At 31.1% G+C, this 26187-nt stretch carries 26 protein-coding genes, 1 tRNA gene and 2 pseudogenes; 13 read left to right on the top strand and 16 right to left on the bottom strand.

Translation table 11 applies throughout. The features are described from left to right. Window positions 1–16 precede the first annotated feature (16 nt). The 4 genes and pseudogenes from N4G44_RS22815 to rbfA form a co-directional block, all read right to left on the bottom strand. A pseudogene (locus tag N4G44_RS22815) lies at window positions 17–756 on the bottom strand (shikimate dehydrogenase family protein). A gap of 56 nt (window positions 757–812) precedes the next feature. Continuing rightward, entirely contained in the window at window positions 813–2600 is a 1788-nt protein-coding gene (locus tag N4G44_RS22810) for an endonuclease (RefSeq protein ID WP_474930039.1), read from the bottom strand. A gap of 69 nt (window positions 2601–2669) precedes the next feature. Beyond that, window positions 2670–3875 carry an ABC transporter permease gene (locus tag N4G44_RS22805; RefSeq protein ID WP_474930038.1) on the bottom strand — a complete coding sequence of 402 codons (1206 nt, stop codon included), beginning with the start codon at window positions 3873–3875 and terminating at the stop codon, window positions 2670–2672. 3 nt (window positions 3876–3878) lie between these two features. Next, window positions 3879–4238 (bottom strand): 30S ribosome-binding factor RbfA, encoded by a 360-nt coding sequence (rbfA, locus tag N4G44_RS22800; protein ID WP_048502964.1) that lies wholly within the window; start codon window positions 4236–4238, stop codon window positions 3879–3881. A 94-nt stretch (window positions 4239–4332) separates the two neighbouring features. Here rbfA and mce point away from each other — a divergent pair. From mce to N4G44_RS22770, 6 genes and pseudogenes are all read left to right on the top strand, one after another. Then, window positions 4333–4730, top strand: a pseudogene (mce, locus tag N4G44_RS22795) (methylmalonyl-CoA epimerase). A gap of 62 nt (window positions 4731–4792) precedes the next feature. After that, a tRNA-Ile gene (locus N4G44_RS22790) sits at window positions 4793–4866 on the top strand. A gap of 188 nt (window positions 4867–5054) precedes the next feature. Beyond that, window positions 5055–6254: a site-specific integrase gene (locus N4G44_RS22785; protein ID WP_474930037.1), complete on the top strand. Its 1200-nt coding sequence runs from the start codon at window positions 5055–5057 to the stop codon at window positions 6252–6254. 49 nt (window positions 6255–6303) lie between these two features. Beyond that, window positions 6304–8895 carry a DEAD/DEAH box helicase family protein gene (locus N4G44_RS22780; protein WP_474930036.1) on the top strand — a complete coding sequence of 864 codons (2592 nt, stop codon included), beginning with the start codon at window positions 6304–6306 and terminating at the stop codon, window positions 8893–8895. Window positions 8896–9292: 397 nt separating this feature from the next. Further along, window positions 9293–10291, top strand: coding sequence for an AAA family ATPase (locus tag N4G44_RS22775; protein ID WP_474930035.1), 999 nt, complete (start codon window positions 9293–9295; stop codon window positions 10289–10291). After that, window positions 10269–11492 (top strand): DUF3871 family protein, encoded by a 1224-nt coding sequence (locus N4G44_RS22770; RefSeq protein WP_474930034.1) that lies wholly within the window; start codon window positions 10269–10271, stop codon window positions 11490–11492. Before N4G44_RS22775 ends, N4G44_RS22770 begins: the two co-directional genes overlap by 23 nt. 272 nt (window positions 11493–11764) lie before the next feature. Here the strand turns inward: N4G44_RS22770 and N4G44_RS22765 are convergent, their stop codons facing one another. The 7 genes from N4G44_RS22765 to N4G44_RS22735 all read right to left on the bottom strand — a co-directional run bounded on the left by N4G44_RS22765 (window position 11765) and on the right by N4G44_RS22735 (window position 18732). Then, a complete protein-coding gene (locus N4G44_RS22765) occupies window positions 11765–12343 on the bottom strand; it encodes a hypothetical protein (RefSeq protein ID WP_474930033.1) in 579 nt (192 codons plus the stop codon). An 8-nt stretch (window positions 12344–12351) separates the two neighbouring features. Beyond that, the gene (locus tag N4G44_RS22760; RefSeq protein WP_474930032.1) at window positions 12352–14268 is read right to left on the bottom strand and encodes an ATP-binding protein; all 1917 of its coding nucleotides are present in this window, start codon (window positions 14266–14268) and stop codon (window positions 12352–12354) included. Next, entirely contained in the window at window positions 14258–14776 is a 519-nt protein-coding gene (locus N4G44_RS22755; RefSeq protein WP_474930031.1) for an ABC-three component system middle component 5, read from the bottom strand. Before N4G44_RS22755 ends, N4G44_RS22760 begins: the two co-directional genes overlap by 11 nt. Continuing rightward, the gene (locus N4G44_RS22750) at window positions 14773–15351 is read right to left on the bottom strand and encodes an ABC-three component system protein (RefSeq protein ID WP_474930030.1); all 579 of its coding nucleotides are present in this window, start codon (window positions 15349–15351) and stop codon (window positions 14773–14775) included. The genes N4G44_RS22755 and N4G44_RS22750 overlap by 4 nt, the downstream gene beginning before the upstream one ends. A 2-nt stretch (window positions 15352–15353) precedes the next feature. After that, window positions 15354–15527, bottom strand: coding sequence for a hypothetical protein (locus tag N4G44_RS22745; protein WP_474930029.1), 174 nt, complete (start codon window positions 15525–15527; stop codon window positions 15354–15356). A 313-nt stretch (window positions 15528–15840) separates the two neighbouring features. Beyond that, on the bottom strand, window positions 15841–17721 hold the full coding sequence (locus tag N4G44_RS22740; protein WP_474930028.1) for a hypothetical protein: 1881 nt from the start codon (window positions 17719–17721) through the stop codon (window positions 15841–15843). Window positions 17722–17772: 51 nt separating this feature from the next. After that, the gene (locus N4G44_RS22735; RefSeq protein WP_474930027.1) at window positions 17773–18732 is read right to left on the bottom strand and encodes a hypothetical protein; all 960 of its coding nucleotides are present in this window, start codon (window positions 18730–18732) and stop codon (window positions 17773–17775) included. Window positions 18733–19200: 468 nt separating this feature from the next. On the opposite strand from N4G44_RS22735, the gene N4G44_RS22730 reads away from it, so the two are divergent. Continuing rightward, the gene (locus N4G44_RS22730) at window positions 19201–19551 is read left to right on the top strand and encodes a hypothetical protein (RefSeq protein WP_474930026.1); all 351 of its coding nucleotides are present in this window, start codon (window positions 19201–19203) and stop codon (window positions 19549–19551) included. Between the two features lie 181 nt (window positions 19552–19732). Further along, window positions 19733–20179, top strand: coding sequence for a JAB domain-containing protein (locus N4G44_RS22725; RefSeq protein ID WP_474930025.1), 447 nt, complete (start codon window positions 19733–19735; stop codon window positions 20177–20179). Between the two features lie 275 nt (window positions 20180–20454). Here N4G44_RS22725 and N4G44_RS22720 read toward each other — a convergent pair whose 3' ends face one another. Further along, window positions 20455–20697 (bottom strand): helix-turn-helix domain-containing protein, encoded by a 243-nt coding sequence (locus N4G44_RS22720; RefSeq protein ID WP_474930024.1) that lies wholly within the window; start codon window positions 20695–20697, stop codon window positions 20455–20457. Window positions 20698–20846: 149 nt separating this feature from the next. Here N4G44_RS22720 and N4G44_RS22715 point away from each other — a divergent pair, with 149 nt between their 5' ends. The 5 genes from N4G44_RS22715 (at window position 20847) to N4G44_RS22695 (ending at window position 23000) form a co-directional block, all read left to right on the top strand. Then, complete coding sequence (locus tag N4G44_RS22715; RefSeq protein ID WP_474930023.1) at window positions 20847–21311, top strand: hypothetical protein; 465 nt, start codon at window positions 20847–20849, stop codon at window positions 21309–21311. Between the two features lie 25 nt (window positions 21312–21336). Beyond that, window positions 21337–21741 carry a surface-adhesin E family protein gene (locus N4G44_RS22710; RefSeq protein ID WP_474930022.1) on the top strand — a complete coding sequence of 135 codons (405 nt, stop codon included), beginning with the start codon at window positions 21337–21339 and terminating at the stop codon, window positions 21739–21741. Window positions 21742–21808: 67 nt separating this feature from the next. Beyond that, a complete protein-coding gene (locus N4G44_RS22705; RefSeq protein ID WP_474930021.1) occupies window positions 21809–22231 on the top strand; it encodes a hypothetical protein in 423 nt (140 codons plus the stop codon). Between the two features lie 44 nt (window positions 22232–22275). Next, entirely contained in the window at window positions 22276–22698 is a 423-nt protein-coding gene (locus N4G44_RS22700) for a metallophosphoesterase (protein ID WP_474930020.1), read from the top strand. An 89-nt stretch (window positions 22699–22787) separates the two neighbouring features. Continuing rightward, the gene (locus tag N4G44_RS22695) at window positions 22788–23000 is read left to right on the top strand and encodes a hypothetical protein (RefSeq protein ID WP_474930019.1); all 213 of its coding nucleotides are present in this window, start codon (window positions 22788–22790) and stop codon (window positions 22998–23000) included. Window positions 23001–23254: 254 nt separating this feature from the next. On the opposite strand, the gene N4G44_RS22690 is transcribed toward N4G44_RS22695, so the two are convergent. From N4G44_RS22690 to N4G44_RS22675, 4 genes are all read right to left on the bottom strand, one after another. Beyond that, window positions 23255–23939 (bottom strand): IS1 family transposase gene (locus tag N4G44_RS22690; RefSeq protein ID WP_474930018.1). Its coding sequence is split into 2 segments (ribosomal slippage): window positions 23255–23746 and window positions 23748–23939, totalling 684 coding nucleotides; the frame shifts between segments, so codons are not numbered across the junction. 403 nt (window positions 23940–24342) lie between these two features. Next, window positions 24343–24633, bottom strand: coding sequence for a contact-dependent growth inhibition system immunity protein (locus tag N4G44_RS22685; protein WP_474930017.1), 291 nt, complete (start codon window positions 24631–24633; stop codon window positions 24343–24345). Window positions 24634–24645: 12 nt separating this feature from the next. Beyond that, window positions 24646–25665 carry an RNase A-like domain-containing protein gene (locus N4G44_RS22680; RefSeq protein ID WP_474930016.1) on the bottom strand — a complete coding sequence of 340 codons (1020 nt, stop codon included), beginning with the start codon at window positions 25663–25665 and terminating at the stop codon, window positions 24646–24648. Window positions 25666–25852: 187 nt separating this feature from the next. Then, complete coding sequence (locus N4G44_RS22675; RefSeq protein WP_474930015.1) at window positions 25853–25993, bottom strand: hypothetical protein; 141 nt, start codon at window positions 25991–25993, stop codon at window positions 25853–25855. Between the last annotated feature and the right edge of the window lie 194 nt (window positions 25994–26187).

The raw sequence follows: 26187 nt of genomic DNA, 5'->3' as shown, positions 1-26187 counted from the left end.
AAGGTACTAATTTAGGTTATTTTTTTTGAAAATTCCAAATTTCCCAAGCTTTTTCTGCTTGCTGTTCAAGCATATAATAACCATTGACTGTTTTCGCTCCTTTTTCCGATGCATTGATGATGAATCGGGTGTAATTGGGGTTGTAGATCAGGTCTATGATCAGGTGTTCCGAGGTGATTCCTTCAAAAGGAAATTCAAGGCAATCTTCAATATTAGGGAATGTGCCTACCGGTGTACACTGGATGATAATCTTATGATCGCGTACCGTATCGCTGTCCAGATTGCTGAAATTAATTTCAGAATTTCTGGAAATGATCATAGATGGAATTCCGTGTTTATCCATCACATACTTCACCGCTTTTGCAGCCCCGCCGTTTCCTAAAATCAAAGCTTTGTCCTGATGAGATTTCTTATGGAGAAGAAGTGTTTTCTCAAAACCGAAGGCATCGGTATTGTAACCTGTTTTTTTCCGTCCTGGATCAAAACACAGTTTACAGCACCAATTTTTTCCGCCTCGTCACTAAGACCATCAAGGTAATCCACAATTTTTTCTTTGTAGGGAATGGTAACATTGAAGCCTAAAAGTTCAGGATCGGAAAGAAGGTTTTCCACTTGATTGATTTCGTTCAGGTCAAAAATATCGTAGGTGAAGTTTTTCAGCATCAGCTTCTGGAACTTGTCTTCAAAGAATTTTTTGGAGAAGGAATAGGAGATATTCTTTCCTATCAGGCCTAATTTTTTTTGGAATCCATACATCAAAAATAAAAAAAAGACCGAATATATCGGTCTTTGTTATCAAATATTTTTACGGTTTAGTTTACTATGAACTTGGTAGAGAAACTGTCTGTTTTTAAGATATAATTTCCTTTTGCAAGTCCTTTAAGGCTGATTTTGTTGGAATTTTTAAATGGATTTGCAATCACTTCGATTAATTTCCCGGAAAGATCATAGATCTCAGCTTTAGAAATTTTATTTAAGTTTTCACCTTTTACAGATAATTCGTTGTTTCTTACCGGGTTAGGGTAGATTGTGAATTCCGATTTATCTTTTTTCACCTCTGAAGTTCCAAGGGCACCGAAACATGTCCAGGTAAGGTCATCAATGGCGACTCTATTTCCTGTTATCGGATTTACAATTTTAATGACAATATCTCCACTTACGTTAATATTATTAATTGCAATTGGAGCTGTTGGAGCTGTTGCAGTGTAAGGAATTGTTCCTACTGTTACACCATTTATCAGAACGTTGAGACTGCCCGGATCGCCACTAAATTTCAGTTGGGCTTTTAGAGATAGGCTTCCAATACCTCCTGAAATTGTACTACTTGTAAGACTTCCGTTTCTGATAGTAATTGCTTTCCCTGAAATTGTTTGGTCAGTTCTTGCATCTGTTGCAGTCCAGGTAATATTATTATTAGTCCATACTGTTGTTGCATATGTGTTTGGAGCACCTGTAATTGTCTCAAAATTTTCAGTTCCACAACTTGTATTTCCTCCCGGCTGTCCTGCTAAAGTTGTTCCGTCTGCATTGTTACTTTGCGGAGAGGCATTTCCTGAAGCATCTTTAGCAATCACATAGAAAGTATAAGTGGTAGACGGCGCCAATCCCTGAACAGTAGCAGTAGTTCCTGAAACCGTCATTTTGAATACTCCGTTAGCATATACATCATAACCTGTAACCCCGATATTGTCTGTAGCTGCTGTCCAGCTTAAAGAAATCGTATTGGATGTAGGATTTTGAGTAATAAGGTTAGTAGGAGCGGTAGGAGCTTGTGTATCTGCAACCGGTGTTCCCCAGATCTGGTTAACGTAAGAAGGATTGTCTATAAACGGGTTTCTGTTTCCCTGGTATGTATAAGATGCGTTGTTTCTGGCAATTTCTTCAGCAGATACAGGATCTGCAGCATGCCATTCTAAAAGCTGGTTCAGCTCCCATGGCTGAAGACCCGGGAAGGCAGATCCGCCAAGCATGTTTCCTGTACTGAAACTGGAAAGTTGAGATTCATATCTCGTTACGAAATAGAAGATCATTCTTGCTATATCACCTTTGAAAGCGTCGATAGGCTCAAATACAGTTCCTCCATATCCTGGTGATGCTGAATTTCCGAGTTTAGAACCGTTCTGTGAGGTAAAAGTAGCATTCTGTACCTTACCGTATGGATAGTTTGATCTCATCCCGTTTACTTTTCCATCTGTAGGACGGATAAAATGGATATCTGCTACCATTGGGCTGTTTGAGCTGAATAAGCTTTGAGGTACAACATGCTCTCTGTTGTAGCAGTTTCCTTCAGTAGTATAGGTTCCGCACTGATTAGTTCCCAAGGTATAAGAATATGAATCCGGCCCATTTGGTTTTTCAGAATAAATATCTAAAATAGTTCCGTCATTTTCATAGAAATAATCACGGTCTGTCGTAGCATATCCTGTCCATAGTCCATTGTAACCATGATCCTGATGTCCTTGTGTAATTATAGTTTTAAGTGCAGTTTTAAGTGGAGCACCTGTCAAGCCTGCAGCTGGATCATAATAACCGGCTGGTGCCTGTGCTGATGCAAAAATAATTGCAAAACTTAATAAGAAAAAAGATAAAATTTGTTTCATTTCAAAAAAATTGGGCCGTAAAGGTACAAAAAATTGAAAATGAAGTATGTTTTATTTTAAATCATCATATTAACTTTTAGTAATATAATCTTTGCTGATTTTGGAGAAGAACCATGAAATAATAATTCCGAACAGGGAAGCGGTAAATGCTACGATAAGATAATTTTTCCCAACGATTTTTACCGGGAAAGGAAGTATTTCATTAGCTCTGAAGAATTCGGTATAAAGCTGGAAATAGCAGAGCAGCGTTCCTAGGATCAGTCCTGAGATAACTCCCGAGATTACGATAAGAAGGCCGGTATAGAAATAGGTCATTCTTAAGTGGCTGATCGGAAACCCAAGTGAAATAAGGGATCTTGACTGTTCTTTTTTATCAAGCTGAAGAATAATAATGGCTCCGGCCAGATTAAAGGTTGTAATAAAAATTACCAGTGCAAAAATTAAATAAATGAACATTTTTTCTGTATTGATCATCTTCCAGAAAGCTGCATTTTCCTCTTCCTTGGTCTTTATTTCGATATTTTTGCCCAGTGAGGTCAAAAGACTCTGCTTTACAGCGTCAGCATTTTCAGGATTTTTTAGCTTGATGACAATCTGATAGGCAGACTTTTTAGGCAGACTTAGTAATTCTTCTGTAAGTTCTATCGGTGCAATGATATAGCTGTCAAGCTGTTCTTTTCCGGGAAAGACACCGGTTACCAGAAAATCTCTTTTATTATAGATGTCTTCTTCCTTATTAATAATCCCCGTTCCAGGTTTAGGCATAAAAACGGTTGCATAATTTCCGGAGGAATCTATAGGAATTGAAAGCCTGTTGTGAAGGTTGGTTTCCATCAGTACTTCATTGGAGTACTTGAAACTTGGATAGGTACCGTAGAATACATCCTTATCTATAGGATTGACCTTGGTATAAGCGGAATCAACACCCCGTAAATAAGCAATATCGCCTTTACCTTTATAATTGACGTATACTTTTTCCTCAATGACGCGGGAAAAGCTGCTGATTGCCTTGTCGTTTTTTAAAACAGACGTGACCTTGTCCATGTCTTTCAATGTTTTTCCTGATGTACTTTTCAGGGTCAGGTCTGCATGAAGATTGGAGATAAGGTCTTTATTCAGGATTTCGAGGCCTGAGAATACTGATATAATAACAAACATTGCTGTTACAGCAACCGTCATTGCACCCACCGAAAGCCAGGTAATAAAGGTCACGGCGGTACTTCCTTTTTTAGCCAAAAGGTATCTGGATGCTATATAAAATGCAATATTTTTCAAGATTTATAAAACCGGATTGTCGCCTTCGCCTCTTAATTCTCTTTCCAATTTTTCAACATCATCTAAAGCTGTGTCCAGATAAAAGTTAAGCTGGGGAATGATACGTACCTGTTTTGCCATTTTCTGACCGATAAAATTTCTGTACTGAGACTTATTTTCTTCAATTTCTTTCATCACCGCAGAACGGAATTCCTGCGGGAAAATACTTAAATAAATTTTAGCAATACCCAGATCCGCCGATACTTTTACATCTGAAACGGATACCAATATACTCTGCTTGCTTTCTGAAGCCTGTTTGCGGAAAAGCTCTGCGAAGTCTTCCTGGATAATCTGTGCTACTTTTCTTTGTCTGTTACTTTCCATAAGTTATGCAAATTTAGTACTTTTGTTTGAATTGATACCTTTGAAATTCAGCTCCGGTATCAAATTTACGATTTAATTATATTTATTAGTATTTATGAAGCTAGAACATATCGGTATTGCGGTAAAATCTTTAGGTGTTTCGGATGAGCTTTTTACCAAATTATTAGGAAAGGAGTCCTATAAAAAAGAAAGCGTGGAAAGGGAAGGAGTGACAACCTCTTTTTATGAAACGGGAGAAAGTAAAATCGAACTGCTGGAAGCCAGTAATTCTGAAAGTCCGATCTCAAAATTCATCGATAAAAAAGGGGAAGGGATTCATCATTTGGCATTCGGTGTAGAAAATATCCTTGAAGAGATCGAAAGATTAAAAAAGAAGGATTCCAGTTTATCTCCGAGGAACCGAAAGAAGGTGCTGATAACAAATTAGTTGTCTTCCTGCACCCGAAATCCACGAACGGGGTACTGGTAGAACTTTGTCAAGAAAAGCGATAAAAAGTTTTGTAGTGAAAGAAATTTTGCTATTTTTGCAATCACAAAATTTAACCAAGTTTTGAGGTCCTATAGCTCAGTTGGTTAGAGCACCTGACTCATAATCAGGTGGTCCCTGGTTCGAGCCCAGGTGGGACCACTAATTAAGAGCCCAAACAAACCGCCAAGTTTGTTGGGCTTTTTTTATGCCTTAAAATCAAGGTTTTATATTCTTCTTTTTTCTAGAACACTCTCATTATCTTTTAAATCTACACTAAAAAAGATCCCCAAAGGGAACCCCATTCTGAGAAATTGGAACCCCATTATAACCCTCATTAATACTAGAAAATGACAATTAAAATATTATTTGTATTAGATAAATCAAAATCTAATAGTAAAGGTCTAGCTCCCTTAAAATGTAGGATTACTTACATGGGAGAGAGAAAACCTTTTGCTACAGGGTTATTTATTAACCCTGAAAACTGGAATAACAAACAGCAGAAAGTTAAACCACCTAATTCTGAGAATGAAACTATCAATACACAATTGAGCCTGATTAAGAATAAAATTAATCAGGCTTTTTTGTTTTTACAGGTTAATGCAGAAGAGTTTGATGTGGAAGATGTTTTCTTACAGTATAAAGGAAATTCTCCTAAAAAGAACAAAACTATATTACAGCTCTTTCAAGAACATAATGATAGAATTGAAAAGCTGGTAGGTAAGGAGTATTCTATAGCAACTTTATGGAAGTTTAAACAAGCAAAAGAACTATTAAAGGACTTTATTAAGTACTCTTTTAATAAGGGAGACTATCATTTCAAAGACTTGGACTTAAAGTTTATTCAAGATTATGAATTCTTCCTGAAAGCGGAGAAATCTTTAGCTCTTGTAACTACTAATAAGATGATACAAAGGTTCAGGAAGATAGTTAAGCTTGCTATATCTCAAGATATTATACATAAAGAACCATTTACAAGCTACAAAGTAAAGCATATCAAAAAAGAAATTACCTATTTGACTAGGGAAGAGCTAGCTAAAATTGAAGAGTATCAATTTAAAGCAGAGAGATTACAAATAGTAGCAGATATGTTTGTTTTCTGTTGTTATACAGGTTTAGCATATAATGAAATGATAAACCTTGAAAAATCTCATATTATAACTGGCTTTGATGGTAATAAATGGATTAATATGATTAGAGGAAAAACTCAGCATTTATTATCAATACCACTGCTTGATATAGGTAAGAAGATAATTGAAAAATATGATTATGTTGATGAAAAGAGAGTTTTGCCTAAGTTTAGTAATCAAAAGTTTAATGCTTATTTAAAAGAGATAGCTGATATAGTTGGAATAGATAAAAGACTTACTCATCATCTAGCAAGAAGAACCTTTGCAACAACTGTTTTACTTTATAATGATGTACCTATGGAGATTGTAAGTGAGCTTTTGGGACATTCTAAAATTACTATTACTCAAGAGCACTATGCTAAAGTTGTTAAAAGTAAGGTTGGTGAGCAGATGAATAGATTAAATTCTAAACTAAAATAACAATGGATTAACTGCTTTGTGGTATTTTTACAAGGCAGTTAATTATTTTATGGAGTTACCTAATAAGTATTTTGAGGACTTTCCAATCGAATTTAAGAAAGTCAATAGAACAAGTGTAAGCAGAATTAATGAAGGAATATCTAATCCTAATGGCTTTGTAGTAACAAAACAAATTTATAAAGAATTCAGAAACAGATACTTAAATGAAGATTTACAAGCCATTATTAAGCTGGAGAAAAAGAATACGACCGTAATAAATGCTTCTGTAGGAAATGGAAAATCTTATGCAATCATACAAACTATAAAAAGACTCTATAATTCAAAAGAACAGGATTATCTTATTATTGTTGCTACCCCATTTGTAAGTTTGGTTGAACAATATGTAAATGAAATTCATACTAAAGGAGGAATCTCTGTAGATCAAATCTACAACTATAACAATATTGGAAGATCTGATAAGCCATATATTGGAAAGAAAGTTCAGGTTGTTACAGCAAATACTCTTTTAGGAAACCCAGGAGAAGACAGTTATAAAAACTCTGATAAAAAAAGAAAATACTTAAATGAACTCATTGGAGACTGTGAAAAGAACAACAAAAAAGTAGTCTTTATATATGATGAAGTGCATGACACTATCTCTAACTTCAAGGAAGAGTTTTTGCTCAATTTGTGGAAATGGAAAAATGTGATTCATAAGAACTTTATAATTAGTGCTACTTTTACTGAAGCTTCATTTGTAGTTATTGAATATCTGGCAGAACTTACAGATAAGAAAATTGATATTATTGAGTTTCCCAGAATCAGAAATAGAGAAGTACAAAGTGATCTATTTCTTTACTACAGCTCCTCATACAAGTTTAAAAATACAACTCCTGAAATTGTTAATGTAATTGAAGACCTGTTAAAGAGAGATAAAAACATAGATATTCTTTGTTACTCCAGATCTCTAGCTAAATCTATAATATCAGATAAAAACATTGGAAAGAAGCTCAAAACCAAGTTTGGTAAGATAAATGACTGTACCTCTGAAAATATAGATAATCAAAGACCTGAGAATGAAGCTCCACAAAATAGATTTGATAATACCTTATGTAATGTAGGAACCAATTTTAAGTCAGGAGTCAGTATAGAAAAAGAAAACCATGCATTTGTAATTATTCTTCCTCCTCTGGGCTCTCAGGGTAAGTTTAAAAACTATTATGGTATATTCTCAAGTGGTATAACTTCAGTTATTCAGGCTATTGCAAGGCAAAGAACAAAGGGCGAAATCCATATTATTCTATCTAGACCAAATGAGTTTGAGTATGATTCCCTTAAACCATTTGTGACAGAAGAGCAGATAGATATTTTTGCTAGAAACTATGATCTAGTAAAACATTATAAGTCTCTAGATCAGCAGGAGAAGATTAGCTATATTCCTCTAGCATTACAAGATAAGCTAATTTACAGTTTTTATAAACATGATTTAAAAGCCAATGTTCAATCAGGAATTGATGCAGTATCAGAAACAGACAGAAAACAATTAGCTAGACTAGAATTCCCTCCTTACAAGAATTTCAAGCTTAATGAAAGTGAGAATTATTTAGCTTCAAGTTTTGGTTTCTTTGGAGAAGATTTATCAGCATATGTAACATACTGTGCCTTTACTAATCAATTTGTCAACTGTTGTTTAAGGGGATTTGAATATAAACATATTCTCTGGTTTACAGAAAGAAATATACAGAAGGAGCTTAATGAATATTTTGATGAGTATTTTGGAAAAAGTTATATTGAAAATGTTTTTGATTTATCAAATTTTCATAAAAGTTATAAAGAGTTCAGGAACAAACTTTTTAATGAGTTTGATCTTAAATTCAAGAGAATTAAAACAGTAGGTACAAAGAAAGAACCCACGTGGAATAATATCCAAGAATACAAAAACCCAATATTTGAACAAGAACTATTAAGATTTATAGCTTTTAAATATTACGGTAGATCATACTTTTATCATAGTGACTATGCACGTAAATCTAGAGATACTGGATACACCAGAAGTCAATATTTCATAGATGGAATTGCTTCTGCTCTTTGTATTAATCTAGAAGAAGGTAATTATTCTGATGAATATGTTAAAAAAGTTCAAGCTTTTCTAAACCTTAATTACTTCAGAGAAAAGCTTACAAGAACTATAGCACTTCACAGAAGAGGAAGTGAAAGGTATAATTATCTTACTTTAAAACCTTTCCCTGAATTCATTACAACAGAAGATATTTCAAAGTTCCATGAGACCATTGAATATTTTAGTGATATGGATAATTATCTATCTAATAATGTATACAGCTTTAAAAGAAGAGTTAATAAGGATTTTGAGAAAAATAAGAGCTCATTTTATAAAATTCTAATTGAGGATTTTTTTGAGTATGAGAAAAGAGAACCTTTGCCTCAGAAAAAAGTTTATGATCCTCAGAAAAAAGAATCTGTATTACCTCACATAGTAGCTAAAGCTTTACCTGATTCTAATAACATTATTAATCTAATTCAAAATCCTCATTCTGAAGAAATTACTAATCCAGATGAATTTAAAGAATGGCTCATTAGAAAATATGGTAGTGTGGATACTTATACAGAAATGCTAATTGCATTGGTAAATGAGAGTGAGTAAAAAGTATGACTTTCTGCTAGCTTATATATATAAAAAACAAAAACTCATACTTTTTCTCAAAACACAATCCCTGTACTCTAGAAGTACAGGGATTTATTATTTCTAGTTAAACATTGAAAATAATTATACATCATCTGTTCTAGCCTTAAAATGGTTAGTTTCAGCAAATGACACAAGGGGTTCTTTTTAAATCTCCCCAACCTTAAAAATCTATGATTTAACAACGCACGAATTCAGAGGAGGAATCACTTCAGGGATTAGCTCTGCGAGCTTAAGTGATGCACAAAGCTAATCATTTCCAGCCACATACACAACTTTTTAAGCAATTTGAAGCTAATAGCCAAATTGTAATTTACCCTTTAAAATAATTTTTTTTCAACCTTTTAAATTAATTATTATGCAATTAAAACAATCACAAAGACAACAAGTCAAATTAAGACTTGGTTTGTCTGGAGCATCAGGATTTGGAAAGACCAAATCAGCCTTGTTATTAGCCTATGGAATGACACAAGATTGGAGCAAAATAGCTGTAATAGATACTGAAAACTCTTCAGCTTCTCTTTATTCTGATTTAGGAAACTACAATGTACTAGACCTGCAAGCTCCTTACTCTCCTGAAAGGTACATACAAGCTATTGAGCTGTGTGAAAAAGCAGGAATTGAGGTTATCATTATAGATTCAGTCAGCCATGAATGGAATGGTACAGGTGGATGTCTTGATATTCATGAGAAGTTAGGTGGAAGATTTCAAGATTGGGCTAATGTAACTCCAAGACATCAGGTCTTTATTAATAAGATTCTACAATCTTCCTGTCATATTATTACTACCACAAGAAGAAAAATTGATTATTCTCTTGATATTGGAAGTAATGGTAAGGCCCAAGTGGTAAAGCATGGAACTAAGGAGATTACCAGAGAAGGGTTTGAGTATGAATTAACCATTAACTTCGAACTTATTAATGAGAATCATCTTGCTAAGGCTTCAAAAGACAGAACAGGATTATTTATGAATAAACCTGAATTTGTTATTACTTCTGAAACTGGAAAGTTAATTTTGGAATGGTGTAATTCAGGCTCACAAAGTAATTCTTCTGAAAACTTTACACAAGGTTCAGGTGGAAGAAATAACATGCCTAAAATAGACCCTAAAGAAGCATTTGAGGGCATTTCTCCTTATGAGAGTAATCCAAGTTTAAATCTTTCACATGTAACAGAAAAAGAAGTATATGAAGCTATTCAAAGCTGTAAATCTGTTACAGAGCTTTTGGCTCTATACAGACAGTTCCCACAATATCAAGAAAGCTTAAAGCCTGATTTTGAAGCTAAAAAATCTTTACTTATCAATTTAAATAACCCAAACAATTTTAGTAAAAATGGACACTCAAAGTTTCAGTAAAACTCCCAACATTATAGAAGTAAGTGTAAGACCACAAGAATCCCTATTTAATTTACATCTAAAAAGTGTAAACAATACTACTTCCACAGAAAGGAAATCAATAAGAAACATTTTCCTAGATGATACGGAGAGCTTTGGAGATGCAGAAATATTCTATCCCAGCAAGATGAATGAAGAATCTAAGCCTGAACCTAAAAATGTGGTTCAGGCTTTTTTAATGCCTAATTCTCAGGAACAGAATTATCATTATACCTCTGCTAAACTAGATAAAAATGGAGATGATCAGATTAGTCCTTTTATACTAGCTAATACATCAGAAACTACATTACACCACTTACAGAATGATTGTATTATTCCTGTATTTTCTAAGGATAATGAGAAAACAATTGCTCATCAGGAATTTATTGAAGTTGTACTAAATGCAGTGCAGAAAGTATTCCCACATCGCAGCATTACAGAGCCTGAAATCAGAGTTTCTCATCAAATCAAGGGTAGAACTCCTTCAGCTATTCATAAGCCTGTAAAAGAGCTTTTGGAGCATGAAAAGACTATTTACTATGAAAGAATGGCTTTTATAATTAAGATTCCTAGTATAACTGATATAGTAAATGGGAATGAGCTTTCTCTTACAGTTGGAGGAGTACGAAGTTATAACTTGGAGAACCTTTACAATAAAAAGTCTTTGGAAAAATTCAAGTTCTTTATAGGTTTTCAGAATCAAGTTTGTATGAATCTCTGTGTAAGTAGTGATGGCTTTGTAGAAGATATGAGAGTAGGGAGTGCAAATGATTTGTATTCAAAGGCTTTAGAAATGATGCAGAATTATAATGCAGAGCTACATCTAATGGAAATGAAAGAACTTACGCAGGACTATCTGTCAGAACATCAATTTGCTCAATTAATTGGTAGATGTAGATTGTATCAGCATTTACCTAAAGTAGAGAAACAGAATATTCCTCTACTGGATTTTAAGGATAGTCATATTAATATGCTGGCTAAGGATTATTATGAAGATAAGAACTTCTGTAGACAGGAAGATGGCTATATTAACATCTGGGATGTTTATAACCTCTTTACACAAGCTAATAAGAGTAGTTATATAGATACTTTCTTTGATAGGAATTTGAATGCCTTTGAGTTTTCAAAAGGTATTCAGAAAACACTCAATGGTAATTCTGATTATCATTGGTTTTTGAGTTGATGATACCCCATAGAAATATGGGGTAATTTTTTCTTTATTTTTTTAATCTAAAATTAAATCCTTCAATTTTAGTAAGACCTTCCAATATTAAATGAATTTTATTTGCTATCAAGCAAAAGTATTTTCCTTTCCTAAACTCCATAAGAATTCCTATTAATCTGTAATCCACACTAGTAGTATTTGTGATAGGATTAACTATATATTTTATATACCATAGCCCCCTCCACTAATACCATAGAACTCAGAATCAACCTTTACTTTTTCTCCAGATATCACATCAGTTGCTCTACCTTGCATTTGTACGAGAAAAAATTATCCTTTGATAACTTATAATAATCATATGGCTTTTCATTTGTTGCACTAGCCAAGTAATATGAAGCTCCAGTTTCCATTCTGCCATTAACATACTTGATGTTTTTCTCAGGGTAACCTAAAACACAATAATTCATGCCATCAAGCCTTAGATTATGTTTCGCAAATTTATCAATAGTTAAAAATATATATGGTTTTAATAAATAAGGTAACATTTGCTTATCAATTTTGATGTAAGCTAGATCAATACCTTTACTTTTATCAATATCAGTATATTTAATTTCTCCAAGCACATTAATATATCCCTCACTATTAACCCTTATAAATAAATCATTGTTGTCTGTAGTAAGGTGATCTGCAACATGAGAACAGGTTAAGATAAAATGTACTTCGTGCAACAGGGCTAATACACCAGAACCAAAAGGTCTAAGTCCTTCTTTTGTTTTTTGGAAAAACTGTATTGTGTGCCTAAGTATTTTATCATTTATTAGATCAATTGTAAGTCTATCTGTTTCTGAATCTGATTTTCCTTTTACCATTTTTGTTTTTATACATTCTTTAGACTTGGATTATCTTGTGTATAGTATTCTCCTACACAGTAATTACTGTTATTAAGTTCAGGGTGAATAAATGAAGTTGTATAAATTACCTGATAAGTATTTTTGCCAAATTTCTTTAAATAATCTACAAGTATTTTTTGAAAATTATGTACTCTAACTAATTCAATTCCCTTATCTTCCATATTATCACATAAAATAAAGCGAGGATATCTCATTGAATTAACTAAAAGAGAGGAAAGGAAAATAGCAAATCTTGCTGAGTTTCTGAGATAAAAACTTGAACTTGCAGAATACTTTGCATTTTTATCTGAGATAAAAGTAATGTTATTTCTATAGTCTATATGGAACTCTTTTGCTTCAAAGAATTCTTGTTGCCTTTTTAAATCATTATTTAAAAGATAGACTCCTATACCTTCAATTTGATTATTAACTCTTTCTTTTAAAACATCTTGTTTATCCTTTAACTTAACAATTTTTGAACCTAATGTTTCTATTTTTGAAGCAAGCTTATCATGTCTGCTTTTCTTTTCATTGTATATTTCTGCATTTTCCAATAAAGTTCTTAATTGGATTAGCTCTCCTTCTAAAAAGCCTCTGTCTTCATAAAATTTATCAATCTTTTCTTCTCTAAAACTTCTCACATCTACTAAAGACTGATTAACTTTTATTTGTATTTGATAGAGTTTGGCTTTTTCAACCTCAAGTCTGGTCTTCTTTTCAAAAAGTTCTTTCTCCTTTCGAGAATTTATTTTTTTTGACTCCTGTATTTGAAAGTAAATCTCCTGTTCAATTTTCCTTGCCTCACTTATACCAACAGTATTATCAATCTCCTTTTTACAAAGTCCACAAGTGTTTTCTTTCTCAGGTTTCTCCAAAGGGGATAAGCATTCTGGACATTTATCTAAAGAAAAACTTCCTAGAAAATCTCTAGTTACAATTGAGTTTTTTATTGCATTAAGATTGTTTTCTAAAGCTTTTATAAAATACTTTGTATCTTCAATTTCAAGTTCATTATTTCTTATTTCATTGGTTAAATTTTTTACAATACTCCTTTGTGATAATGATTGCTGATTTAATTCTTCAAATGCAAGTTTAGATTTTTTAGTAAAGTTGACTCTTTTATTTTCTTCCTTATAGCTAATGATTTTTTTGTCTAATTCTAAAATTTCATTCTCTTTATTTGAGATTCTGTTATTTATGTGAGTGGGGTCTAAATCCTCTTTATTATGAATGAACTTTTTCATAACAGCCAATTCAGCTCTTAAATCTTCTTGTTCTTTTTTGTATTCTTCTAAAGTTTGCTGATCATCATATAGCTCCTGACTGTATACACCCAGCAATAAATCAGAAACTGTTTCTCTTGTTAAGGTTGTATCAAAATATTCATATAAGAATAATGAGTTTATAGGAGATTCCTGATCAATATACATCAATCTCAATAATTGATGCATTGAAATATTGTTGTCTCCTTTTACTATAGGTATATCTAAGTTTTCAAATAATACATTTGAAAAACTTTTTTTATTATCTATTTTTGCAAAATTAAATTTTTGCCATCCTTCAATATTTTTTTTTGCATTCTCAAAATCATCCCAATAAAACTCCATTGCTTGAAGCTTATTCGCAACACCATCTTTATTAAAGCTTAGTTCTCTTTTCAGTGTTACTATTGCGCCATTTAAAACAACTTCACCATAAACTACTGAACACTCTCTGGCTTCTTTTACCCAATCATTAAAAGCACCTCCTAATATATAAAATATGAAATGTGAAATTGTTGACTTACCACTGCTATTATCTCCTCTAATAATATTTACACCTCGATGAAACTTTTCATCATAAGCTACTTCCCCTTCAGTATTATATATTACTAATCTATTTAAAAACAAATTATTATGCATCATATTTACTCTCTAAAAGGTTAGTTCTATCTTTAAGTCCATCTTTTCCATAAACAGGAATAAAATAAAAATGGCTAGTTAAAAGTTTAATAGTATTTTTTTCTTGAATAGTTAATTCATTAGTGATTTTAGATAGTTCATCTAAAATTTCTTTTGAGACTTTTGTAATTCTATTATTATCCAAATAATCCTTATTTATTAACCCTGTAGAAGCAAGATATTTTAATGCACTCATTTGATATGGTCTGATTTTTTCAAACATTTTTCTATCATTAAGAATCTCTTCATATGGGTTTTGTTCCCTCACAATAAAAGTATTTATATATGTTCGAATATCTTTTTCATCTTGTTTCAGTCTAATATTTTTCATTTTGTTAGGAAACAAAAAGTAATAATCCCAAATACGAAGTCTTTCAATCTCAATAGAGTCTTCGCGAGTAAAATATCCAAGAATATTTACAATTCTATAAATTGCATGATACAAATCAAAAGCAGGCTGATACACTATCATAATACCCAATTTATGTGACAATTACCTGTTAAATAATGATACATTCCTTCCACTATCTCTGAATTTAATCCCATAATATCATCACATCCTTCTTTTTGGATTAAATCATTAATTGGACCAATAATTTTTTCTGAGATATTCTGTAAAATTTCTCTTTCAGAAGCATCTTCTCTAATTAAAGGTTTTATTAAATTTCTGTATTTTTCCAGAATTATAGCTAACAAAAAAGTGAAAATTTCCTGAGCTGGTTCGTAATTTCTATAAAGCTGAAGCTTTTTGGCAAAAAGTAATTTTAATTCACTAAAATCTTCCTCAAAGTGTTTTTTCCCTTGTATTTCGAGTTTTTTTTCTAGACCCAATGCATCTTTAGGGTTCAAGTATCTACTTAAACTGTCAGAGATGTCTCGAATTTCATCTTTATTTTCAGAATTTTCAAATTGAGTTTTTAAGGAAGTAAAAAGAGAAGCTAATTTTCCCCCATTTTGAAAGTAGTTATTTTCTATAAGATCACCTTTAACTACTTTATTTTGATTCCCTGTAATATCAATATCTTTTTGGCTATCATCTGTAAACATCTCTATTTTGTAGATTTGTCATTACCTCCAACTACTTTATTATGGTTTCCAGTAATATTGATATTCTTTTGATTAACACTTTTTCTTTTGGTTTTTGAATAGAGTGTTACACCTCCTACTATAGCTAGTATTCCTGCAACAATAGCTAAAATAATTTTTGTAGAATTTTCGTCCATGTTTTATAGTTTTTTGTAAAAGTAAAAATTTTTCTAATAATAATTAATATTTTATCTTACTCTATGTACCTTTATTTCAGATTCTCAAACAGAATTAACTTATCTCCTTAATCATTTCTCATAACAATTTCTAGTGGTCTAACTTCAATACCATTTAACACTACATCTTGATTAGTCTCATTATTACAATATAGCAATGGGTTTATACTTTTCATTTTTAAATATAATATTCGAAGTTATTTCGGAAGTGTAATATTTTCAGTAAAATTAAAGTAATCCATAAATATTTTAGGGTCTATCCCTGGTAGGCTTATCAATTGTTTGTTTTTTTTACACTATCCCACTTTTCCTTGATAGGTGTGGGAAAATTAAAAAATGGTTCAAGGTTATCATTAAACTCTTCCTCATTTTTGTAATAAATGATTTTTTTATAATTTTTATTTCGAGAGCTTTCTTCTTTAAAAAATGCAACACCTTCTTCAAGCTTCCCATTTATAAAATAATTTTCCATTAGTGAAAAATCAGTTACTGGTACACTATTGAATTTGGCTCCTGAAAATTCAGGAAAATTGGTTATTAATAGCTTTATTATTTTTTTATTTAAGAAAGAGTTGCTGTTTTTAAAGTTATTTTTTTCTAAAAACTCAACTTTCCTATTTATTTGAACACTTGCATTCTCTAACCTTTTGTAAATGTTGGAAAAATCTCTTGTATCTACTGGGTATTTAATACATTTTACCTCTGCAATAATTGTTATTTTCTTTAGTTCAATTATTAAATCAATTTCTTCAGACTGTCCATCCTTAGTCTTAAATGTATTTTGTTGAATTATCTTAAGAAAAAATGATTTTCTTTTAAAACTATTTTCAAGTTCAATTTTTATAAAATTCTCAAAGAGCTTTCCTCTTTTATCTAAGTCAAAGCCTCCAGTTTCTAGCCAATAGTCTATGTATCTAAATAAATTTCCATGTAAAAAAGGGTATAAGATAGGATAAATCTTTTCATTTATTCTAATTAATGGCTTTTGCCATAGATTATAATACCCATCTTTATAAATTAATAAATCTAATACTTGGTTTATTTGCTTAACAGAATATTTTGTTTTTGTTATTAGGTAATTTTTAACTTGAGTATATGGTATATGGAAACTATATTTATAAAAATTTTCCAGGTCAACATTATTTTCATCAATCTTTATCTCTTGAACTTTAGAGAAAAGGAGTTTTAACTCTGAATAAAGGTTTAAAATATCAAAAAGATTAATTTCTGGAAAATTTGGCAAGTATTCATCTTTTATAAAACTATAATATGCTGTTATTTCACTAAATAAAAGCATGTCATTCAAGATCGAATTTTTATCCTTACCATCTGCAATTTTATATTTAAATTCTTTATTTTCTATATAAACTTTTTTTAAGCGTTTAGGGTTTTTCTTATTACTGATTTTATTTGATATAGAAGCATATCTTTCTGTTTTTGATTGAATATCCAAGATTATCATTGCCTTATATGCCATTAAGTTTCTTTGTAATCTAAAAAATCCAATTTTATTTATTTTGGTAATATCTTCGCTATTACATTTAATGTAAATTTCACTGGGATTTTTAAACTTTTTTATGTCATAATTTTCCCAAACTGCTGTATCATAACAACTTTTTATTATAATACATGTATTTGCAAATCCTAAGACCTTGAATAAATCATCAATACAATCAAATTCTACATTAGTGTTACCAAAAAAATTAATTTTTAATAAATGATTTAATACAGTATTTAATCCATCAATACTTGCTTCAAGACCACCTTGTAAATTAAAACTTCCATATTCTTCTATATTTGAATCAATACGTGTATTTAATATTTGGTCATAAAAAATCTCATTTGATTGTGATAGCTGGGTTGCAAATTTTGCTCTTGATAAGTAATAATCACGATTTGATGCTGTAATAAGTATTTCTATTGCTGAATTTTTAGATATATTATATTTACTAAATACCTCATAGACTAAGTCCTTAAAAGTTATATAATATTGATTAAAGTAAATAGAATAAACTGCCTTTTCTGCTGATTCATTTTTAATTATATCATTTTCTTTGAGAAAGTCTTCTATTGCTTGAAAATTGTAATTATCATTAAAAGGTATAAATGTTTTATCCTTTTTTAACTTACTAAGCAATTTATCTTTGGTTGACATGGTTTTATATTCTTTTTCTCAAATTTATCAAAATAGAATATATATAATACATTATAAATCAGGTTTTATTATATCATTTTTAGTTATTTCTATTTTCTTGATTTCTCCTAATTTACTTGCAGTTTCACCATCATACATATCAATCATTATAAAATAATAAACCTTGTTATTAAAAATCAATTTAGGTGGGAAGATATTATTGCTCTCATCAAACTTAAAATCATATCTGATTTTATCAAAATTGTAGAGTACCAGATACCCCACATCTTTACTATAGTCTTCTGAATATTTAACAATTTGGTGAAAGCCTGATTTTATTCTATTTAGTCCATATCCTTTATCTTTATCTAATATTTTAATTTCCACGATCAAAGGATCTTCTGTATCTAAAGCACCAACTATATCAGTCCTTCCAGATGCAGATTTTGGAGTGGAAAAAGGATAATCTATCCCTTGGTCAAATAAAAACAATCTCAAGTCTTCTTCGAGAATATCCTCATATTCTTTTTTAGCATTTTTGTATTTATTTGAAAGATCTGATTTAGTAAACCATTCAACTCTTCTCTTATACTTTTCAAGTAAATAGATTATTGAATTAGACTTGTCTAATTTATCATGAAAAAAATAAACTATGGGAGTTATAATATCGTCTATGATAATGTTTTTAGATCTATCATAACTGCCAAACATATGTGTTTGGTGTATATTATAATTACCTAATAAGTGGTGTATATATTTAAGTAGCTGATAACAGAAAGCAGCCTGTTCTGCATCATTTTGATAATTCATATTATGAAATACACCACCTCTGTCTTTAAATTTTACATCAAAATATTCTACATCAAAGTTATATTTATTGCTTAATTCTAAAAGAAATCCATGTAATATTTTGTTACTTTCAATATTATTAACAAAGTAATTAAGCTGATTTCCTAATTGAGCATACTCAGCTCTTACAAGTCTGCTTTTCCATTCTTGCAAATCAGTTCTTAAATTATGGTTGTAATACATTATTTACCTAAGTTTTTCAGAGTTTTATTTAGCTTATCAAAAGCACTATTAATATCACTTACTCCTTTATGAGAAGAAGCGTCATTATCTTTTAAATGAATGGAGGACTTACAGTTATGACAGTAAATAACAGCTTCATTTTTAACATCAATGAGTTGAATTTGAATGCCATACTTACATTTAGGACAGTTTATATCTATCCACATGAAGCTAATATTAATCATCAGGGATGCCTTTGACTCAAAATTACTTATTTTTTTTTTATAAAATAAAATTTTTGTAGAGCTTATTCTCATGTGAATGCCCCTAAGAGAACACCCCCACCTATGTTGGAATGGGGAAACTCCCCGTATCTTTTTCTGAGAAACAAGTTTTTCAGGCAGATTAAACTTTAGTTGAAAATAAAGTTTAGTCTGTTGCGAGCTTGTTTCTCAGAAAGGTCATTCTTTAACTCAAAAATCAAAAACAATGGTAAGAATTATCAGTTACAAAACAAGACAAAAAGAGGATGGAACCAACTTTTATCTTTTAGAGGTACAAGGTGGTATTGAAATGGTATTAAGCCAAGCTACAGGTCAATACTATGCTACAGCTAAGAAAGCTACTGTATCAACTACATTTGATAAAGATACCTGTAAAGGTTTAATAGGTTCTGAGATGTCAGGTAAAATCTCAAAGATTACTACAGAGCCTTATCAGTACACTATCAAAGAATCTGGAGAGGAAGTTACTCTCAATCACAAATACATCTATCTTCCTGAGGGTGTAGAAAGCTCAGAAGAGACACTAGCAAAGAAGCTTGAAGAAGCCTTTGCATAGCCATACTAGAACCTAAGATTTAATACGTCCATTTTTCCTGAGTCCATATATAGATAATAGGAATTTTGGACGTATTTTATTTTGACTTAAAGAAAAGTATGAGTTTTTGCAAGAGTATATATAGTAAATACAGAAACTCATACTTTTTAGATTAATCATCCACTAACAACCTTAATCTTTAATGAAAACAAATATACAAGTTGCAGAATTACTTGTTTCTTATTCCAACAATATATGTTCTAAACAAAAAATAAGTAATAGTGTAGAAAGCTATGATATTGTTATGAATCTCTGGAACCTCAACACTATTCAAATACAGGAAGAAGTGAAAGTAATACTTCTTAATGATGCTCTTATGGTACTAGGATTTTACTCTCTATCAAAAGGAGGCATTTCATATAGTGTAGTTGATATTAGATTAATCTTATCAGTAGCTTTAAAGGCTATAGCAACAGGTATTATCTTAGTTCACAATCATCCTACTGGAAATCTTAAACCTAGTAAAGCGGATCTAGATATTACAAAGAAATTAAAGTCTGCGTGTAATATTATGAGAATAAACTTTTTAGACCATTTAATTATCTCAAAGGAAAGCTATTTTAGTTTTGCTGATGAGGGGTTGTTGTAACTAATGATTTCTATATGTATTTATAAGGCATTATAATTAATTTTTTAAATCATTCACACTCGCGCATAGGAGCTGAAATTTATCTTAAACCATCCAAATTTAAAGCTAATGGCTAAATCTTACTACATATATAATATAGCCAAATCATAATATGCTCTTGGCTACTAGAAAAACATGGGAGCAAAATAGTGAATGAAATAGATACTCAGAGGTGCTAGATGAAAGGGGATAGATGGGGAAAAGAAAAACTCTAAAAGCCTATAGATTATAATAGCCTAGTCTTGGCTTTCAGAAGCCTCAATATTCAATAGGTCAATAAGCTTCACTCCTAAAGCTTCTGAAATTCTGTATAAAGTTATTACTGTAGGATTGGTTCTTCCTGCCTCTATTCTTGATATGTTAGTAGGATCAATATTTCCTTCCATTCTACCCACTAAATCAGATTGAGAAATACCATTCTGCATTCTCAGCTCTTTAATCCTTTTACCAATTAATTTTAATATTTCTGATTTTTCCAACTTGTCATATTTGTCAAGTCAAAGTTGTTGATTATATTTACAGCTTGTAATGCCATATATGGCAATATTGGTTTTGTTACCTTATGGATTTCCGTAAGGTATTGATCAGATTTAAAAGTAATTTGCTAATTAAAACAAACTTAAAAACAATGAAAAAAACTTTACTACTGTTCATCTTAGTATGTTCAACTTACCTATACTCTCAAACATCTCAATATGTATCATTTCCAGATATAAACTCTGATGTAACTCCTAATAAAGCTAGAATCTATGTTATAAGACCAACAGGAAAGTTAAGTCATTATTACATAACCTTAGCATCTAATGGAAGCATGATTGGGAGACTTGACTATAAGAACTATCTGTGTTGGGATGTAGATGCAGGTACATATAATTTAGAGGGGGCTTTTGAGGGTAATAAGATTAGAAAGGATCAAACTGAAAATAAAGATTTCTTTACTATAAATGCAAAAGAAGGAAAAACTTACTACATAAGACTTAGCCCAGCTTATGGACTGACAACAGGAAAAGCTTCATTTGATATTATTGAGCCTGACAAAGCAAAAGAATATATTAAAAAGTTTCCTCAGCCTAAAGTAAAATATGTTGACTAACTAAACTTAAAAAGCTTAAACAACAATGAGAAAAACCTTAATATCATTTGCTCTAATACTTTCAACATATCTTTACTCACAACAAGATGGGTTTCAATATGCCACAACAGATAATAAGGGAGTTGATTATTATTTTAAGTTAGAAGGAAGTAATCTTTATGGACTCTCACAAAAAGTTTGGATAAAGTACACTGCTGAATCAAAACAAGTCAAAAATAAAAAGGGAAAATTAATTAATTCTGGAGGAGGCAAAGTATTAACACTCTTTGATATATCTTGTCAATACAATATCTATCAAATTCTAAATACAATTAAGTATAATAAAAAAGGGGAGGTAATATGGTCTAATAATATACCTTCAACAACTGAGAATGTAGTCCCAGGCTCACTTATGGAAGGCATTTATGAAGTTATCTGTAGAAAAGAATAAACTTTATATTAAACAATAAAAGCTATAACCACCTCAAAGCAGGTGGTTTTTTAATATCAAAACTAATATGAAACCTAAAATACCATTCCGTATAGGTTACCAATATGACAACTGGGAACTAAATCTAATTAGCATAGCAGATAGTATTCCTGATAATTCTTATTGTAGTTATATGTGGGTAGGAAGTGAGATTAAGAAGTTCTTAAACTTCATACCTCACAGAACAGAGCTCATATTCTATTGGGATATACTGGAAGTTGTAATCCTTGAGTTTGATAAGAAATCTGAACATTATTATAATAGGCTCAATAAAGCCTTATCAGAAAGAGCCACTAGAATGAAACTTGAAATTCTTCCTGATGGAATTCTCATTTATAAGTTCATAACCACAAAGGTGATTTATTGGAGTATCTACTATCCTGTAAGTAAAGAAATAAGACTAATTTACTCTTCAAACTCCTTTACTTATATCAATACCTTGTTGGAATAAAGCTTTGAAATCATTATTAACAATAATCTACAAAAAACATTAAAGTGGGAAGAATACTTATCACAACTGACAACCATGGGGCTTTAAAAGCTGTAAAACAGGTCTTTGAAAGATGTAAATTCAATCCAAATGAAGACTTATTAATAAACTTAGGAGATGTAGTTGATAGAGGTAAAGAAAGTGCTGAATTAGTTCAATTCTATATTGAGCTTTCAGAAGAATGTTTATATAAACCCTTATTTATTAAAGGTAATCATGATGATTACTGTCATAAATGGTTAAAATCAGGAGAAATCAGTATGGAGTGGTTAATGAATGGTGGTACAGAAACTATTGACTCTTATATCAAAACAGGTTATCTAGATAGTGAAGAGCATTTAAACTTCTTTAATGAAATGTTTGATTTCTATATTGACACTAAGAACAGGGGTATGTTCATGCAGGATTCACTTCTCATAGTGGTCTAGGAAATGACAATCCTAATATATATTATTGGGATAGAACTCTATGGGAGCTAGCTCTCCTAAGTGATCAAAATAAAAAGTTTCCTGAGAAAATGAAGATATTTGAAGCCCATAAGGAAATATTCATAGGTCATACTCCTACAATTAATTGGGGTGAAACAGAGCCTATGAATAAATATAATATTTGGAATCTAGATACTGGTGCAGGATATGGAGGAAAGGTCACAATTCTAGATGTTGCTAGTAAAGAATTTTGGCAGAGTGATACAGTTGAAGATTTGTATACTGATAACAGACAGTGGTAAAGTTTAAACTTAAAGGTATCTATTTAGGTATCCATTCATTAAAGAAAATATGTAAAATGTCAAATATCAATATGAAATATGATCTGGTTCGAGCCCAGGTGGGACCACAACAAAAAACCGTAATTCTTTATATAATAAAGTTTTACGGTTTTTTATTTATTAAATTTCCCAACATTTTCCCAACCATATAGAATTTTAGTTAAGATTTTTCCATCTGTTATACAAGACAAGGAAAAAATATTCACTCTTATATTCTAACTGTAGCTCCAAAAATATATTTTCAAAATGGCGTTTAGAATAACTGCACTTCTGCTGAAGCAAATTGTTTTTCTATTTAATCTTTTTAAATGAGTCCTGATACTAAGGTTTTTCCTTTCTATTCTGTTGGTTCCATATCTTTTGTTGCTATGAATCTCTTTTGGAATTAAATATTGATAATTTCTGAGTTTATCGGTATAAATTTTTTTAGCTTTGGAATTGATCAAAGTTTTAATAACAGCATTTAGTGTTTTATTATTTCTTCTGCCAATATAAAACCCGGCAACTTGTTTAGTCTTTTTATCAATGGCATATACCAACCATATAGGATTGGATTTCTTTCTGATGAAAAACCTAATCTCATCTAATTCATAGGTTTGATGATAAGAAATAAGGGGTTGACAAATACTATTTGCAATTATAACAATTCTTTTAAGTAAGGTAGTTGTTGAGATTTCTAATACTCTGGCTATACTTCTTATTCCCAATTCCCTCTTTAGTTAACTGAATGATTTTAGTATTAATATCTCTTTTATAAGCATTATAAGTATATTGCAAAATATGGGTTGCCTTGCAGGATTTGCATTGGTAGCGTTGTTTTCCACAATAGGTTTTCCCATATTTTATAAACTCCGAATTTTCACCAACACATTTAGCACATGAATAGATTTTAAATTGCATTTATGATGTAAATTTTCTTTAAAATTAAAAAGAGCAACCCTAAGGCTGCTCTCATTTGCATTATTTTTATTGCTTTTTTCTTGTAAAGCTCTTTAATAAAGAATAGCAACACATTTGGTATGTTACCGATCTTCTTACCAACACGTTTGAAACATTTTGTATGATTCTCAATATTTTAAGTAGCCTATTTTCAAATTTTTTCTATTTAGACTATCAAAATATCATTTTAAATTTCCAAATTTTATTCAATTTCTAAAAATATAGCGTTGAAAATCAATGCTATATTTTATTACCAACACATTTGGAACATTACCTCAAAATATCATTTCAAAAATTTATTCAATAAAATATAGCATTGATTTTCAACGCTATACTTTATTATCATCATGTTTGGAACATAACCTTATTTACTTAGCTCTGTTTTAATCATATTTAACCATATTAATGCGTCTTGAGGGCTCTTAAAATATCTGTTGGCCTCATCTCTAACATCTTCCCAGTAGTTATCAATATTATCAATCAAACTATCAATATCTCTTATTAATTGAATAATTTTTTGATAATTATTATGATTTCTATGCTCCAATACATATTCTGTAACGATCTCTTCATCTGTTAAGTCTTCAAAATCGGCATCTGGAAAGTATCCACCAAAAAATTGAAATAAATTTGGATAGTCTTGTATAAAATTCATAGTATTTTTTATTTATCTTGGAAATGCTGTTAATATAAAATAACCTCCTGTTCCATTTTGTTTAAGTACGATTCTTGCATTGGTCAAATTATTGACAACGCCTGTGCTTGACATAATTCCTCTTCCTATATTTGTAGAACCTGTATGCTCTAGTACCAAGTTACCTGGTGTACTATTATTTAACCAAGTCTTAATTGCACCTCTGTTACTTTTTATTGTAGAAGAAATAACTGATTCTGCAATAGCTTCATTTGTAAATGAACTTGCTCCAGTTATATGAGGAGACGAAGCCAGACGACTAATTAAATCTGCATCTGTCTTTCCAACATGCCTTGCTAAAGTATGTCCTAACGTTGGAGCTTCATGATAAGCAAGCCAACCTGCAGCCCTTGTAACGCTTGGTGACCTCGTTATTAATATTGCTGCTAGTCCTACGCCCATGGTTGCATACTGGTTTTCAGGCTTCATATTACTTAAGAGCTGTGCACCAATATCAAGGATTCCTGCTGGATCACCAGCTCCTCCAATCATCATTGCAGAACCGTTATGTAAAATAGGCCTCATATCTCGAACAGGAGGTGGTGGAAGATTAAGAACATTATACATTTCTTGTCTTACTCCCGTCATACAATATGTACATGTAGGCAGATTATTATTAGCCATTGCCTTAATCGGGGCATTCAATACAATTTCACCTACATCGATTGGATTTGTCGGTGTTCCTATCGAAACCGGATTACCAGGGCCATTTCCTCCATTTGCAGGCTCACCTTCCAGTCCTGAAGCATCTGTAAATAATATAGGATTTCCATAGGCATATCCATACGGGTCAAGTGTTGATGCACTTAAAGGATCATGCTGCCCAAATATTCCAAGATCCGGCATAAAGAAACGGGCGTTCATATCATAAAACCCTGTTTCCTGCAACTCGTTTCCTACGAACTTATAAGACTTATAGCTTCCCTGTGCAAAAAATGCATTACCCGTCTTCATATGATTCATCCCGAAAGGATAGTAATCATTGGCATCCACTATTTAAAGAGCACCTGCGCTGTTTCTGGCGAAACTGTTTTAAAAATTAGGGTATTGATTTCAATACCCTAATTGCTTTTAGCATTATCCTTATTTGAGATATGACAAGTATAAAATTTTTGTATTAAACAAGAATAGCAATTCCAAAATTAAACTTTACCCTAAAGAAAGTAACTGTATTAGAATATTATTTCTTTTTATCCTCTCCATATATCTTTTTTAGATTTTCAATTTGTTGGGCTTTTTGTAAAGAATCTTCTCTTCTTTCTTTTGCAACAATTTCTGGAGCATAGGGGCCAATTTGATTTTTTCTTGCACGCTGGTCCATAAAATATACTGAATATATTAAGTTGAAAATTACACCTCCAATACCTATCCAAACAATTAATCTATATTTATTATTTTTCGTTTCTGGAAGTTTATCAAATTCTTGTATATATTTCTTATAGTTGTTATTATGTTTAAAAATGAAATAGTTAAATAAGATTATAACAATTACAGAGACTATATAAGCACCTTTTC

The sequence above is a fragment of the Chryseobacterium sp. GTID13 genome, assembly GCF_056172655.1.
This window is presented reverse-complemented; position numbering and strand designations above follow the sequence as displayed.

What these genes read in the sequence shown, in the direction of transcription:
- N4G44_RS22810 (WP_474930039.1), bottom strand. Translation starts at nt 2,600, where the DNA reads ATGAAACAAATTTTATCTTTTTTCTTATTAAGTTTTGCAATTATTTTT.
- rbfA (WP_048502964.1), bottom strand. Translation starts at nt 4,238, where the DNA reads ATGGAAAGTAACAGACAAAGAAAAGTAGCACAGATTATCCAGGAAGAC.
- N4G44_RS22785 (WP_474930037.1), top strand. Translation starts at nt 5,055, where the DNA reads ATGACAATTAAAATATTATTTGTATTAGATAAATCAAAATCTAATAGT.
- N4G44_RS22780 (WP_474930036.1), top strand. Translation starts at nt 6,304, where the DNA reads ATGGAGTTACCTAATAAGTATTTTGAGGACTTTCCAATCGAATTTAAG.
- N4G44_RS22775 (WP_474930035.1), top strand. Translation starts at nt 9,293, where the DNA reads ATGCAATTAAAACAATCACAAAGACAACAAGTCAAATTAAGACTTGGT.
- N4G44_RS22770 (WP_474930034.1), top strand. Translation starts at nt 10,269, where the DNA reads ATGGACACTCAAAGTTTCAGTAAAACTCCCAACATTATAGAAGTAAGT.
- N4G44_RS22765 (WP_474930033.1), bottom strand. Translation starts at nt 12,343, where the DNA reads ATGGTAAAAGGAAAATCAGATTCAGAAACAGATAGACTTACAATTGAT.
- N4G44_RS22760 (WP_474930032.1), bottom strand. Translation starts at nt 14,268, where the DNA reads ATGATGCATAATAATTTGTTTTTAAATAGATTAGTAATATATAATACT.
- N4G44_RS22755 (WP_474930031.1), bottom strand. Translation starts at nt 14,776, where the DNA reads ATGATAGTGTATCAGCCTGCTTTTGATTTGTATCATGCAATTTATAGA.
- N4G44_RS22750 (WP_474930030.1), bottom strand. Translation starts at nt 15,351, where the DNA reads ATGTTTACAGATGATAGCCAAAAAGATATTGATATTACAGGGAATCAA.
- N4G44_RS22745 (WP_474930029.1), bottom strand. Translation starts at nt 15,527, where the DNA reads ATGGACGAAAATTCTACAAAAATTATTTTAGCTATTGTTGCAGGAATA.
- N4G44_RS22740 (WP_474930028.1), bottom strand. Translation starts at nt 17,721, where the DNA reads ATGTCAACCAAAGATAAATTGCTTAGTAAGTTAAAAAAGGATAAAACA.
- N4G44_RS22735 (WP_474930027.1), bottom strand. Translation starts at nt 18,732, where the DNA reads ATGTATTACAACCATAATTTAAGAACTGATTTGCAAGAATGGAAAAGC.
- N4G44_RS22730 (WP_474930026.1), top strand. Translation starts at nt 19,201, where the DNA reads ATGGTAAGAATTATCAGTTACAAAACAAGACAAAAAGAGGATGGAACC.
- N4G44_RS22725 (WP_474930025.1), top strand. Translation starts at nt 19,733, where the DNA reads ATGAAAACAAATATACAAGTTGCAGAATTACTTGTTTCTTATTCCAAC.
- N4G44_RS22715 (WP_474930023.1), top strand. Translation starts at nt 20,847, where the DNA reads ATGAAAAAAACTTTACTACTGTTCATCTTAGTATGTTCAACTTACCTA.
- N4G44_RS22710 (WP_474930022.1), top strand. Translation starts at nt 21,337, where the DNA reads ATGAGAAAAACCTTAATATCATTTGCTCTAATACTTTCAACATATCTT.
- N4G44_RS22705 (WP_474930021.1), top strand. Translation starts at nt 21,809, where the DNA reads ATGAAACCTAAAATACCATTCCGTATAGGTTACCAATATGACAACTGG.
- N4G44_RS22695 (WP_474930019.1), top strand. Translation starts at nt 22,788, where the DNA reads ATGAAGATATTTGAAGCCCATAAGGAAATATTCATAGGTCATACTCCT.
- N4G44_RS22685 (WP_474930017.1), bottom strand. Translation starts at nt 24,633, where the DNA reads ATGAATTTTATACAAGACTATCCAAATTTATTTCAATTTTTTGGTGGA.
- N4G44_RS22675 (WP_474930015.1), bottom strand. Translation starts at nt 25,993, where the DNA reads ATGGACCAGCGTGCAAGAAAAAATCAAATTGGCCCCTATGCTCCAGAA.